The 15,226-nt window shown below is 59.1% G+C and carries 6 protein-coding genes; 2 read left to right on the forward strand and 4 right to left on the reverse strand.

The window, feature by feature from the left end:
- Positions 1-9,171 carry a S8 family serine peptidase gene (locus NZK35_RS09895; RefSeq protein ID WP_259632460.1) on the forward strand — a complete coding sequence of 3,057 codons (9,171 nt, stop codon included), beginning with the start codon at positions 1-3 and terminating at the stop codon, positions 9,169-9,171.
- A 235-nt stretch (positions 9,172-9,406) separates the two neighbouring features.
- Complete coding sequence (locus NZK35_RS09900) at positions 9,407-11,539, forward strand: glycosyltransferase family 2 protein (RefSeq protein ID WP_259632376.1); 2,133 nt, start codon at positions 9,407-9,409, stop codon at positions 11,537-11,539.
- A 9-nt stretch (positions 11,540-11,548) separates the two neighbouring features.
- Here NZK35_RS09900 and NZK35_RS34665 read toward each other — a convergent pair whose 3' ends face one another.
- The 4 genes from NZK35_RS34665 to NZK35_RS09920 all read right to left on the reverse strand — a co-directional run bounded on the left by NZK35_RS34665 (position 11,549) and on the right by NZK35_RS09920 (position 15,186).
- Entirely contained in the window at positions 11,549-12,634 is a 1,086-nt protein-coding gene (locus NZK35_RS34665) for a class I SAM-dependent methyltransferase (RefSeq protein WP_259632377.1), read from the reverse strand.
- A 241-nt stretch (positions 12,635-12,875) separates the two neighbouring features.
- A complete protein-coding gene (locus NZK35_RS09910) occupies positions 12,876-13,970 on the reverse strand; it encodes a WavE lipopolysaccharide synthesis family protein (protein WP_259632378.1) in 1,095 nt (364 codons plus the stop codon).
- Positions 13,971-14,015: 45 nt separating this feature from the next.
- Complete coding sequence (locus tag NZK35_RS09915) at positions 14,016-14,807, reverse strand: glycosyltransferase family 2 protein (protein ID WP_259632379.1); 792 nt, start codon at positions 14,805-14,807, stop codon at positions 14,016-14,018.
- A complete protein-coding gene (locus NZK35_RS09920) occupies positions 14,800-15,186 on the reverse strand; it encodes a cupin domain-containing protein (RefSeq protein ID WP_259632380.1) in 387 nt (128 codons plus the stop codon). The genes NZK35_RS09915 and NZK35_RS09920 overlap by 8 nt, the downstream gene beginning before the upstream one ends.
- Between the last annotated feature and the right edge of the window lie 40 nt (positions 15,187-15,226).

Consider the following 15,226-nt stretch of genomic DNA (forward strand, 5'->3'; position numbering starts at 1 on the left):
ATCGACAATGACAACAACGGCTATGTCGATGACATCTATGGCTGGGACTTTTACAACGACGACAACGATCCGTTCGACGATCACAGCCATGGGACGCACGTCGCCGGAACGATTGCGGCGGTTGGCAACAACTCCGAAGGCATCGTCGGGGTCAACTGGAACGCCAAAATCATGGCGTTGAAGTTTATCGGTCGCGGCGGAACCGGGCGGACGTCGGGGGCCGTCGAAGCGATTCAATACGCCAACATGATGAAACGCGACTACGGAGTCGACATCCAACTGACCAACAACTCTTGGGGCGGCGGCAGCTACTCACAATCACTGTACGATGCGATCGAAGCGAACCGCAGTCAAGGGATGTTGTTTGTCGCGGCGGCGGGGAATGATTCCGAGGACAACGATACAACGCCGCACTATCCGTCCAGCTATGACCATGACAACATCATCGCGGTCGCATCGATCACCTCTTCCGGATCGCTTTCATCATTCTCAAACACGGGACCGACAACCGTCGATGTGGGTGCCCCCGGCTCGAACATCTTCAGTACCGTGCCGGGCGGTCAGTACGGCCGCAAAAGTGGAACGTCGATGGCCAGTCCACATGTCGCCGGTGTTGCCGCATTGGCGTGGTCGACGGACAAGAATGCGAGTTACACCCAGGTTCGCGATGCCGTCCTTGGCGGTTCGGTCGCCTTGCCGTCACTCATCGGCCAGACCGTCACGGGCGGACTGGTCAATGCCTTGGGCGCTGTCGAGCGGATGGGGTTCTTCGCCACCGCCGCGTTTCCCACCGAGTCTCAATTGCTCGACGTCGCCCCCACTCAATTCACGATCGATTTTTCTGACGCGGTGAATCTGGCCAGCGTGAACGCCAGTGACTTGAGAGTCAATTCGATCCCGGCGGACAGCTTCTCGTTTGTCGATAACGACACCGTTGACTTCCAATTCAGCTCGACCCCGGTGACCACCGAAGGCGCACAGACGCTTTCGATCACCGCCGGCACCGTGGCCCAGGCATCGAGCGGCGCTGGAGTGGCCGGATTGGACAATGCGTTCTATTTCGACCCGACTCCGCTGCGTGTTGCACGCACGACTCCCGATGCCGGCGGGCTGCTGTCGGTGTCCGCTCTGACGCTGACGGTCGACTTTACCGAGCCTTTCTCCCCCGGTTCGCTTTCACATCAGGACATCGTGCTGAGCGACGGTCGAGTGGACAGCTACACGATCCTGGATGACGACACGGTCCGCTTTACCTTTGCCAATTTCTACAACGAATCCAACCTGTCCGTTTCGATCGCCCCCGGCGCGATTACCGACCGCGACGGTTTTCCCATCGAAGGATTCTCGCGGACATTCGTGCTGGATCTCAGTTCGATCGATCTCTCTGATCGCTTTGAAACGTTCGGAGCCCCCGGAGTTGGCATCCAGGCCGCAACGGTTTCCGGGCTTTTCCATGAAGCGGGTGACACAGACGAATACTCGATCGAGATGGAAGCCGGGCAGATTGCCGGCATCGTGGTGACGCCTCGATCGGACACGCCGCCGAATGCCAGCCACGCCGACTTGCGGGTCATCGACCCGAGCGGATCTCAAGTCGTGCTCGCCTCGGCCGCACCCGGCGAACCCACGCTGCTGTCAAGCTTTCGTGCCGCCAACGCGGGCACCTATCGTCTCTCCGTGGAAAACATGGCGTCGGCGGCTGGTCAATACGAATTGGAAATCCGCGTGGGATCGGCCATCGAAACAGGCGACTCGGCGACGTCCGGCGCGGGCGGCAATGACTCGCTGGCCAACGCGGAGTCGATCGCGTCAGCTTGGATTGCCGGCCCATCGCACGACCAAGTGACTGTCAGCGGAAGTCTCGATGGCAGCTCGACGCCGGACTGGTATCGATTGAGCCCGCCCGGCGGCTCGCAGGTTTCGTTCCTGCTGCAAGTGCCCGAAGAATCCGACGCCGCGCTCTCATTGCACCGCAGCGACGGATCCACGATCGCGACCGGCATCCGTGACGGGGACGAATTGCAAATCGATGCGGAGCAATCCGCCGTCGGCCAAGACTGGTTTGTTCAGATCAATGGTGTCGGTCCAGCCGACTATGTGTTGTCGGCAATCGTCGACGCGAGTTTTGAACACGACCAGTCGGGCGCTGACCGCAACGGTTCGGTGGTCAACGCGCAAGCCTTTGGCAGCACCGGTCGGATCGTCGGACACGTCGGTGGAACGGGATCGTCGGGCCCGGGAATCGGCATTCAATCGCAATCGATCGACACCTCACCGGTGATGGAACTGATCTCGCTTGATTCTGCTCCCGAGGGCGATCAAATCCGCGACGTCATCTACACGCCCGACGGCCTGCACTACTTGATCGCACATCCCTACAGCCATAACGTGCTGGTCTATGAATCATCGACCGGAAACGTTGTCGCGGACATCGCGACCGGCCGCGTGGTCGATGTCGAAGTGACGCCCGACGGTGCGTATGCGTTGACCGCCAACACCGACAGCGGAACGGTCTCGGTCATCAACCTGACCAACTTCACGAAGGTCGCCGACATCCCCCTCTCGGCCTCGTGGCCGTATCGCGTGCACGTCACATCCGACAGCACTCAAGCGATCGTGGCCAGCGGTGACGACAAGTTCGCCATTGTCTCCCTCGCCACGATGCAGGAAACCCGCGCGTTTTCCGTTCCCGGCCACGGACAGATCTCCTGGCAAACAGGTCTTGAATCCGAGCGATTGTTGCGCCGCTACAGCGACTTCGTGATCTCGGGTGACGATCTCAACATCGCGATTCCGGTCTTGATCGACGATGACGGGTCCGTTGACATCTACCAGCTCTCGACGGGTAACCGATTGGCTTCCATCGCGGTCCCCAACGGCAGACCCAATCTGGCTATCAATTCCGATCGATCACGGGTCTTTGCGACCAGCCGAAACGGTGTGACCGACAGCACCATCACCGAAATTGATTTGTCGACCAACGTCAAACTGCGCGACATTGCGGGTCCCGACCTGTGGGACGATTACACGTTGCTGACGCCGGACGATCAATACCTGGTGGCGGGCGGATTCAACGCGTTGGTCTTCATTGATTTGGCCGATGGCTCGGTCAGCAGTTCCATTGACCAAGGATCGACCAAAGCCTTTGCCTTGACCCACGACGGCCAATTCATCCTCTCGCGTCAAGTGATCGATGTCGCCACGCAGACAAAAGTGGGCAGTCTGCCGACCTTCTTGTGGCACGAGTTGGTCGTGACCAGTCCGACCGAATTGAAAGGGATCCAAGCGTCGACCTGGGCGGATGAAGATTACACGGTCATCGACCTCAGCGGATCGACACCCTCTGTGCTGGCCGATCGCGCGGCCGGGGCGGCGGACGAAGGCGACACGGTGATGGGACTGCAGCTCTCGGCGGATCAGACCATCGCCGTCACCGCCAACTTGGATTCGAATAATTTGTCGGTCATTGATTTGGTTACCAACACCGTCACCCGCTACATCGACCTCGGCTTTGAACCGAACAGCCTGGCGATCACGCCCGACGCAACCTATGCCGTGGCGGCATCGTCCTACGAAGCCAACTATCCCGTTGCATTTGTCAACTTGATCACCGGTGCCGTCGAGGCGACCTTGCCAGTGAGCACGCGACCACGTGACGTTGCGATTTCGAGCGATGGCACGAAGGCCTATGCCGTCTCCACCGGTGCGAACGACTCAGACGCGATCCATTTTTTTGACGTCAACGGTGCCGCGACGCAGGCCACCAGCGTCTTGCCTGTGGGGAACACAGCCAACGGCACGATATCCTCCTTCACCCGACTAACGCTGTCTCCCGATGGCAGCATCTTGGCGGTCCCGGTTTCACGAGATGGCGAACTGGTGCTCGTCGATACGGCCGACGAGACCGAGATCGCCAGGGTCCGCGCCGGTTCGTTTCCCACCGAAGCCATTTTTTCTCAGGACGGGAAAGTCGTTTACGTGCAAAGCGAGAACGGCGGTTCGGTGGCATCGGTATTGGTCGATGGCGCCAACACCTCGATTCGCGGGACGGCCGTCGGCTTGGAACGGAACGTCGCGATGACTCTCGATTCATCGGGAGCCTACCTGTACATCGCCGGGCGCGACGCCGGAGCGATGGCGGTCGTGTACGTGGTGGACGCGTCATCGATGGATCTGGTCAAAACGATTGATCTGGGCACTCGGGGGTCTCCTCGTCGACTTGTTCGGGTCGACGATTCGATCCAAGTCGTGATCTCGCCCTGGGGCTCCACCGACGTCCCCAACGGATTGCCCCAAGACATCCTGGTTCGGGTCTTTGCCGATGGGCCGAATTCATCGTTCATCGATCAGGCAACGCTCGCCGGACAGTCCAGGTTGATCCGACACAGTGATTCACTTCGCAAGACGGTCGTCGCCTTGCATGATGTCGATGCGTTGCAACTCGTTGACTACTCGGGCGTCGATTATGGCGACGAAGACTATTTCCGCTTCCTTCCACAAGTCGGCGATGAGGTGACGATCTATCTGCAAGTGCCTTGGACCGAACCGGGTTTGATCGATAACCCGTTGAACGTCGGATTTGAAGTGCTCGGGCCGGGCGGATCATCGCTGGGCACGATTCTTTTGGACGACAACGTCGACGATCAATTTCAATTCACCGCAACCAGCGATGCCTCGCACACCGTGCGCGTGTTCGCGCGCAACTTAACGTCCGGTGAGTATTTGATCGATATCGCAGGGGTCACCGAATCAGACACGGGGATGGACTTCGGTGATGCCCCCGCTCCGTACCGAGTTCTGGATTCCCAAGGCGGCGCGAAACACGTCGCGACCGGGCCTCGACTCGGCGCACGTCGCGACGGAGAGGCGGACGGTGTGCCGTCGGCGCAGGCCGATGCGGACGATCTGGCCGGCGAAGACGATGAAGACGGTGTCACGCTGGAGAACCTGCGAATCGGATCGAATACAGCGTCCATCGTGGTCGACGCGCAAAACGTCAGCGGACAAGCTTTCATCGACGCCTGGATCGACTTCGACCATGACGGGGTCTGGGGCGGAGCGTTTGAACGGATCGCCGATTCGGTTCCGGTCACTCAGGGGATCCACACGATCGAGTTCATGGTGCCACCCTCGGCGGCGGGCAACGACGCTTATGCGCGGGTCCGCATCAGTTCGACCGGCCAGTTGGCTCCCGGCGGCGAGGCCAGTGACGGCGAAGTCGAAGACTATCGGGTTGCGATTCTTCCGCCAGCCGCTTCGTCGAGCGACTTCACACGCGAGATCATCTTCGAAGATGCGAACGTCCGAGGTTCGAGTCTTGCCGCGGTCGACCTGGACGGCGACGGCGACACGGACATCGTTTTTCCCGATGGACCGTTTTCAAACTTGGTCTGGCTAGAGAATGACGGAACCGGGCGGTTCACATCCAGACAAATCAGCAGCGGGCTCACCGCATCCCGAGTCGCCGTCGGCGACATCGACGGAGACGGACACGTCGATATTGTCGCGGCGTCACCCTTCTCGAACAGGGAAGTCGCGTGGTTTCGGAACGACGGCGCCCAGAATTTCCAAGAAATGACGATCGCTTCTGGAATCAATCAAGTGGAACAACTGGTGCTGGCAGATTCCGACCAAGATGGCGATTTGGACGTGTATCTGATGACGTACCGATCCGACGCGACCGTGTTGCACTTCGAGAATCAAGGCGGCGTCTTCGTCGCGCAGACGCTACTGACAAACGTCTCGGCCGCAAACATGGAAGTGATCGATGTTGACCGAGACGGCGACCTGGACATCGTCGCCGGCGATGACGGACTCAGCTGGTTCGAAAACACCGCAACCGGGTTTAGTCAGGTCGTGCTAGACGCCGGTTATTACTCCCAGGTGCACGCGGCCGATCTGGACGGAGATCATGACATCGACATCGTTGCCGCTGAAGGTTCGGTGCTGAGATTGTTTCTCAACGATGACAACCAAGCGTTCAGCCAAGTGGTCATCGGCAATGTGTTTGCCCCGCGGGCGATCCGCAGCGGCGATCTCGATGGCGACGGCGATACGGACCTGGCCTTCGCTTTGCAAGGCGGCAGCCCCACCGCGCCCCACACGCATTTGTGGCTGGAAAACCAAGGCAATCATCAGTTCGCCCGACACTTGCTGGCCGAAAAACCGCTAGGCGGCAGCGACATGATTCTTGCCGACTTCGATGGTGATTCCGATCTGGACATCGCTTCGGATCGCTATCCCAACGGAATGCATTGGTTCGAAAACATCGACGGCATTGCCCCCAAGATCCTTGCCCAGGCACCCATGGCAGGGACGGCCATGGTCGATCCGAGTGCGAACTTGGCGTTGACGTTTGACAGTGACGTTTTCAAGGGCGCCGGCGATATCCGCATTTTCTTGGCGAGCAACGACTCGGTCCTTGCGACGATCGATGTCGACTCACCCTCGGTGACGATCAACGGCAACGTCGCCACGATCGATCCTCCAGAGGACTTGCCGATCAATGCCGCCGTCTACGTCTTGGTCGAGCCAAGAGTTTTTCAAGACGGGCAAGGCGACGCGTTCCAGGGCATCACCGACGAGCGTTGGACGTTCGAAACGGCCGACACCGGTGTCGATTTCGGTGACGCACCGGATACGGCCAGTGGCGTTGGTCCCGGCGATTATCAATCCACCGCCGCCGACGGTGGCCCCACCAACGTCCTCACCCCCGGACTGTACCTCGGCTACTTTGCCGACGGGGATGACGGGACGAATCAGAATACCGTCGCGACGGCGGATGATCGCGACGCAGCTCGCGACGACGAAGACGGCGTGATGAGCCCTTGGGATTTGATGCTGACGACCGGCGTCGCCCCCACCATTTCCGTGGTCGCGACGAATCTGACGGCACAATCCGCCGAGCTGGTGGGCTGGATCGACTACAACCAAAACGGCCAGTTCGAACCGTCCGAGTCGGCACAAGCCTTCGTCGACATCGGAACGTTGCGGGCACCGATCACGCTGACCTTTCCCGCCGTGCCGAGTTCACTGCAAAGTCCCACGGTGTTGAGATTGCGTTACGGTCACGAGGTGAGCTCGGTCGGGCCCGTCGGCACGGGAACGGCGGGCGAGACGGAAGACCACCTTGTTGCCGTCATGCGGCCGGGTCTGGGTTCGGGAGCGAACACGGTCGAAATTGCCGATCTGGTCGGCGGCGGTCCTGATCTGAACCCCAATGACGCATTCGGTTCATCGGTCGCGGCGATCGGCGATGTCAATGGCGACGGCATCAATGACATTGCGGTCGGTGCGATGCAAGACGACGGTTTCCAAACCGACGCCGGCGCCGTCTATGTACTGCTATTGAACGCCGATGGCAGTGTCAAAACGCTACAGAAAATCTTGCCCGACGGGGCGGGGACCGCGTTCTATCGCGGCAATCGCTTTGGCATCGGTGTCGCACCGGCCGGAGACATCGACCATGACGGGGTACCGGATCTGGCCGTTCTCTCCCAATCGCACGGCGGCAGTGGGACCAGCTCATTGAGCGTCTTGCTGCTCAATGCGGACGGCTCGGTGAAAGAACACGACGATCCGCGATTGTATCTCAATTTCGAATCGATCTCCGTCGACAGGCTTGCCGCGATCGGGGACCTCAACGGCGATGGTCTGTCTGATTTCGCCGTCTCGGATCGAGATCTCAGTGTCAACGGATCGAGCATCGGAGGCGTCCACATCGTCTGGGGCACCGTGGATGGGTATGGTGTTCGGTCTCAATTGATCACCAACACCATCGGCAACGGGCCAGCCTACACACCGACCGACCGATTCGGGTCTTCGATCACGGCGATCGGGGACATTGACGGCGACGGCATCATCGATTTGGCGGTCGGCGCCGAGGGCGACTCCACCTCGCATGCTTCCGGCGGCGCCGTCTACGTGTTGCTAATGAACATGGACGCAACAGTGAAATCCCACCACAAGATCAGTGAGTTGGACGCCCAGTCACCTGTCCTGAAAGATTCCAGCAACTTCGGTTCGTCGATCGCGGCGATCGGAGACCGAGACGGTGACGGCGTCAACGACTTGCTGGTCGGCGCCGCGCGTCACTCATTCAGCGGAGCGGTAAGCTTGGGGGCCGCGTTCGTCGTCTTTCTCAATTCCGATGGAACCGTCAAGGGTTACACTGCGATCGGAGACCAAGCAGGCCACCCGGAATTCGCCACGCTCGAGTCGCTTGCGCCGATCGGTGACATCAACGGTGATGGGCAAATGGACCTGGCGTTTGGAAACCGTCGCGCCGGCGCCGGCAATGAAGGCTCCGTCAGTCTCATGTTTCTCGATGCGATCGCCGCCCCCACCGACATTCTCCTTTCCAGCGACTCGCTGGTGGAATCGGTCGACACCTCACAAATGGATGTCTTGCTGGCAGCGCTGCAGACATTGGATCTGTCACCCAATGACACTCACGTCTATGAATTGGTCAGTGGTGAGGGAGATCATCACAATGCGATGTTCCGCATCGTCGGCGACGAACTCCACCTGCGTCAGCACGCGTTGATCGATTATACGTTGGACGACACGCTGTCGTTGCGAATCAGGGTCACCGATTCGACCGATCAAAGCTTAGAAAAGTCGTTTGACATCCAGGTCTTGAACGTACCCGAGGTGATCCATGTTGACGTCAATGAAGGCCAGATGTCGCGTTCGCACCTGACATCGCTGCGTGTCACGTTCGACGGAATCCTCGCCGAACCGAACCTGGCATCGGCATTTCAGATTCACAACCGAGACCCGCTCAAGGCCGATCCGCAAACCAGCTTTTCCGTCGATCATTCGTCCGGGCGAACCATCGTGACGTTCGGGTTTCTGTCGCAGTTGGTTGACAACGGGAACTATCAGATGGCAATCGACGGCAGCCTGGTTCGCTCCGACAGGGGGATTGTCATGGACGATAATTTTGCCTTCGGTGAGACGGCGACTGATCGATTCTTCCGGCTGTATGGTGATTCCGATGGCGATCGTGACGTCGATGGGCAAGACTACGGCCGCTTCGGCCGGAGCTTTCTAAGGGGTCTCGGAGACTCGGACTACAACCCGCAATTCGACTCCGATTTGGACGGCGACGTCGACGGACAAGACTACGGCCGCTTTGGGCTGAATTTCTTGAAACGGTTACCTTTCTAAAAACACATCCGATTGTTGGTGTGTAGCCTTCAGGCGATTCCCGGTCGCCGCTCCGCGGCGACGATGGGCGGCTGAAGCCTGCACACCAGCGCTGATGCGCGTGCGCTGGGGACCTGACCCCTTTTTCGCGGCTGTTTCAATCGGTCTATGGGGGCAACCTGAATGTCCGTACAATTCGGCTTTCAAACTGCAACACAAACCTGCAATCGATCGCCAAGCGTGAAGGAATCTGCCGATGGGGCATTCGAATCGACTCTCCGTCATCGTTCCCACCCACGGTCGTGTGGATCTGTTTGCCAAGACGCTCGCCTCGATCGAGGCTCAAACCTGTGACGACTTTGAGTTGATCGTCACCGACGACTCGGCGAAACCGGAGGACCAGCAGGCGATCGAAGCTGCCGTCGGTCAGTACCGCGAGTCGACCGGCCGCACCGCCGAGTACGTCTTCACCTCACCGCGTCTCGGCCAGGCCGCCAACACCAATCAGGGAATGTTCGCCGCCACCCGCTCGGTGCTGCGAATTCTGCACAGCGATGACTTGGTGCGGCCGGGATGTTTTCAGTGGGAAATCGACCAATTTGAACGGTTTCCCGAGATCAGTCTGTTGTTCCAGGACTGTCTGCCGTTCCACGAGGAAGACGAGATCCGCTGGATCGAATCGCCCACCCTGCGACTGGTCGAACCGGCCGACTACTTTCGCCAATTCCTCTCGATCGGCACGGCGTTGCCCTCCGGGATGCTGTTCACCAAGGAGGCATTCGACAGCGTCGGCGGGATGCGTGAAGACTGGAGTTTCCTGTGCGATTGGGAATTCTTTGCCAATCTGCTGCTGCGATCCGTCCGACAACGCGAATTCGCCGGCTACGTCACCGCCGGAAATTACGCGTGGCGATTGCACGACGATTCGACGACGACGACGAAATGGCGCCAGCACTACAGCGAACACGCCGATTTGATGAAACAGTGGCGGGAATCGTTAAATGAAAAAGACGTCGACCTGTTCGTCAGCAAAGCCGATTTCGAGAACTTCCTGTTGCGCGGCGACTTGTATCGAAACAAACGACTGATTCAAGATGTGTCCCAGATCTCCAGTGCAGACTTTCGGGCGTCGCTGCCCTGGTTCCGCTCCAATCTCACTGCGTCGCTGCAACGCAAAATCCTTCGCAAGGCCGCTCCCAAGGTCTTGAAGCGACAGATCCGGGCGACTCTGGGCACCACCAAACTCAAAACGGGCAGCACGTCAAACCCGTCGTCATCGACCGAGCCGGACGTGATCACCGGCGACTGGATTCCGGATCTCGTCATCACCGCACTGCACGGCGAACCCGATGCCGCCCCCTGCCGGACCAACATCGTGGTCCCCTACGACAATTCAATCAACCTTTGGCCGATGCGGCAAACCATTGCCGACGCCAAAAAAATTCGGATCACTAATCCCAACCTGAACCGTTTCTATCTGCTGACGGTTTCGGAGTGCCTGAAGTACATCCAGCCCGACGCCGAAATCGAATTCGTATTTCACGACAACCAGCACTTGACTTGGTTCGGACTAAAAGCCGTCATCAACCAGGTCGCCGCCGATCGATTCGAATTGACCTACCAAAGCCAGAACCCGCGCGAAGGCACGGAGAAGGGTTATTCCAAATGGAGTCTCCGCTATCGCTGTCTGCGAGCAGACGCCCCCTGGCATACCGAACCGATGACGGGCTTGACGATCGGCGTGTTGACGCTCGGCGATCGGATGGAAGAGCTGAACGATTTGATCGACACCGCGCGGAGGCATTGTGATGTTCCCTACGAAATCGTGTTGATCGCGCCCCACAAGATCGAAGCCTTTGACGGGCACGATGACGTGCGGCAAATCCAGTTCAGCGAGCGCGACGACTTGGGCTGGATCACACGCAAGAAGAATTTGATCTGCCAAGACGCCGCGTACAGCGACATTGTCGTCTGTCACGACCGCTTCGCCTTCACCGAGTCGTTCTTCGCCGCCTTCCGCAGCTGGGGCTGGGCCTATGGCATCGCCGCGGTTCGTCTGCAATTGCCCGACGGCAAACGCGCCCTCGATTGGGGTGTCGTCCGGGGCGACAACCATAGCTGGTGCCAGGGCGGATTGCTGAACTACCGTGATTACTCGCGATTCAGCTATGTCCCCGGTGGCGTGACGTTGATCCGCAAATCGTTCTGGCAACAGTTCCCCTGGTGCGAAGACCTGTACTGGAATGAACACGAAGACGTCGAATTGTGTCGACGCATTCAACGCAGCGGCGTTAGGATCAGCTTTTTCCCCGGCTTGATGATCACCTCGCGCGATCGCTGGGTTGACGAAAATCCGCTGATCGATTTCTCCGATCAAGACGATCTTTGAACGCCACCGCTAAACCGCTTGCCGCACGGTCATCTCACGGCAGGTTTGCAGTGTCGCGGGATCGATCCCTTTGGCCACGGCAACGATTCGGTTGCGGGTGTGGATCGAGAACGGCTTGATCCCGGTCGCTTGGGCTGCAAAGTGCACCGCTTTGGCCACCGCTTCGCCTTGCGTGTCGTGAAACATCATCAGAAATCGTTCGGGGTGCAAATAGGGCAGCACCGATTTCACGTCCAGGACCGGTTGCTCGCCGAAGTGGCCTCCGTCGATAAACGCGAAATCCAACGTGCGATCTCCCAACAGCTCCGGAACGCCTTCGGGGCTGCAAGCGATTTCGTAGTCGACGACGGATTCGATGTTCAGCGTCGCCGCACCTTCCAACGCGAACTGCAAGCCGCGGGGAAGCTGGTCATACTGTTTGTCTCGGTGCAATTGGCGCAGCTTTTCGACGTGTTCCTGCGCGGTCGCATGATCGTAAATGTAGTGTTCCATTTCTTCTTCGATGTAGGCGTCGGCACTGATCAAGTGGCCGCCGGTCTTTTCGAATGCCGTGGCAAGGAAGAAGCTGCTGAACCCGAACGCCGTCGCGATTTCGTACCCGCTTTTTAATTCATTCGCCGCGACCAGGTAGTGCATCATCATCCCCTCTTCGAACGTCAACGAATAGGGGAATTTCCGATCGGGCAACTTGTACATCCAATCCAACTCGTCGAAGGCGATCTGGTGCGGAAAGAGCACCGGCCCGAGTTTGTCGGTGATCGGAACCAATCGTGGACGCAGTTCCTCGGCCAGCTTCACGCGGATCGGATGCCAGGTGGGCAAGACGGCCAGGTTCTGAGCTTCGCCTCGCAGGTCCGCGACTTCTTTTTGGCACTGAGCCAGACGTTCTTGAAACGCCCCCAACTCCTGCTGTAGACGCTCGGAAATGGGGGCCGTCTCGCTCCGCTCGGGCAAGGCTGCCGCATCGCGCTCCAGTTCACTCCGCAACTGCTGAAGTTGCTGTTCGGTCGATTCTTGGTGCTGCGTCATCCGGGTCTTCAGCCGCCTGCTGCGGCGCAGGTTTCCGATGGCCAATCCCAGCGCGAGAAAAGCCACGACCGTTGCGATAGTGAGGGTGGAGAGCATGGGGACTGAGGCGGCGACGGGAGAGCGTTGAAGTAGAACGCGTGGCAAGCGGGATGGGCATCAAGCTAACGGGCCTTGCGTGTCTGCCGCAACGTCACTTCCCGCGGCGGCTGACGCCTGCATCGTCTTGCCAGGCCGATCCCCGAGAACGAAGCGGTGACGCGCGAACCGACCACCGCCAGAGACCACCGCCACCGGACACGCGAAACCGCTACGCCGCTGCGGTCTCGTCGTGGAGACTGGTCAGTGCGTCGTGAACCCGTTGGCGACGCAATTGATCCAGCGTGACCGACGGCTCGACGCGGCGGGCGTACAATTGCATCCATTGGGCGAAATGACACAGGGCCATGTTGCCGTTGTCCCACACCATGCTCAACCGTTGGTCGACGTTGTAGTTGTACTTGGGCCAAAACAGATCGATCATGTCGCGATCGATGACGAGAAAGCGATCCGCCAACATTTCCCACCAGGCGTGCAGATCGTCGACGGCTTTCGCCCCCGTTCGCTGCAGATAGCTGCGACACAGTACGATTTCTGGGGTCGCCTGCTGCAGCATTTCGTCAAACTCGTCGCACACCCGAAACGTCATTTCGGGGCCACACAAGTCAGGCGACCAGTAGGACAACAGATCGTCGGTCGTGCCGAACATCAACAGATCGGCCGGATGGCAGGGGACGTACAATCGAGTGGCAAAATCCAGCACCATCAATCGCTTCTGCTGGCCGCTGGCCGCGTCGACGGGAAACTGGTTCAACAAGTCGCGGCAAAACTGGTCGGCTTCGGCCAGATGAATCCGGGTATCGGCGCGGGTCTTCATGGCGTATCGACAACCCAACCGTTGGGCCTCCTGCAACCCACGCCGCGTCGACACGATTTGTAGATTCAAATTGTGCGGTCCCGGATGCTGTGGTTTTTCACTCGTCACCACGGTGACCCCCAGCGATTCAATCTGCTCGCGTTGCTCCGGCGCGACATCGTTCCAAGTGGACAGGATCAACCGCGAATGCGGCATCGTCTGGCGATACAACTGCAGCGTCTGAATCGTCAGTTCGTCGCGTGGGACGACGGGCCCCTGAACGACCACCGCGATCGACTCGTCGGCGTCCTGGCCTGACGCAGCTGGGGTCAAGACCACCGTGCTGGCCGCGGCCTGTTTGGGATAATCACGAAAAACGCGCCACCAACCGCCGTCCAGATCCGCCTCTCGGGAGAGGCGTTCGATCAACCGGCGATAGCGTCGAAGCCGCTCCGACGGTTCGCGGGAGACGAGGTTGACGAACCAGCAAATCCATTCCCATTTCCACATCGTGATACTCGTGACCGATGAACAGTGTGCAGCTTGGGGCGTCCCTCAGGCCGCTTCGCGGCCGCGTATGCAATGCGTCTTCTCTGCGGCAGCCTGGATTCGTGACTCGAATCCGCGACGCACGAATTGCTCCAGGTCCTCGGGGGTCCCCAGTCCGTGCATCACGTCCCCGGCATCACCGATCGATACCGTTTCCACATGTTGTCCGCCGCGGATCAATCGGGAATAGACCGGAGCGACGTAGAATTCATTCTTGGATCGATCGTTTTCGCGGATCATGTCTTTGGCCGCTGAGACGAAATCCGCACCGTGGGCAAAGTTGTAGATCCCCACGGTGGCCTCGCTGGACACCACCTCTTTCTCGATCACGCCGACGATCTCACCCCGGTCATCGCGTCGGACGTAAGACCACTTCGGCGAATCATCAGTCATGGTCATCAAGAACGCATCGATGCCGCGTTGCATACCGACGTTCAAGTAGTCGTCGATGGACGCATCGATCCATTGATCACAGTTGGCGATCATCAGGGGCGACTGGTTGTCGATGCCGTCACTGGCCAACAGCACGGTGCAAGCGGCGCCCGCGGTGACCCGGTCGAGCGTGCGGATTTCACACCCCGGCGCGGCGTCGCGCAAGATCGACTCCAGCGGATAATCGCTGATGTGCGAGGACTGGCACAGAAAGAAAAATTTATGGTCGCAGGCCGGCCGCAGGTTATCAATCACGGTGCGAATCATCGGCACACCATGAACGGGGATCAAGGGCTTGGGATCTTGATAGCCGGCTTGTTGAAACCGTGAACCATGCCCCGCCATCGGGATCACAATATTAAGCATCCGGAGACCTCCTTGAATCGTCCGCATCAATAAACTTGTCGTTAGGTACGCTCGGTGTTTTGAGCACCACGGTCGTGGTGGGCTCCAAAGCCTCGAAATCGGTCGACTGACCGGGGTCGATCTGAACGATGTCGCCGGAAACATACTCTCGGCCGTTCATTCGCACGCGTCCCGACGCGATCACCGTGTACTCGGTCGCGACGGCGTGATAGTGGCTTGGTTCGTGGTCACCCGCACGATAAATCTTAATCGCGACTTCAACGTCGTCGTTGGCAATCAAAGCGGGTTGAAAGTGCCCGACCAACCATCCGCCGACAAAGTCTTGTAATTGGTGTTTGGTCACGTCCGTGGTCGCTTCGCAGCTTGCGGGGTCTGCCATGCCTGTCTCGTCTCGGTGGGTCAATGTGGTGCAACGGCGA

Source organism: Stieleria sedimenti (genome assembly GCF_025060895.1).
Classification (GTDB): Bacteria; Planctomycetota; Planctomycetia; order Pirellulales; family Pirellulaceae; genus Stieleria; species Stieleria sedimenti.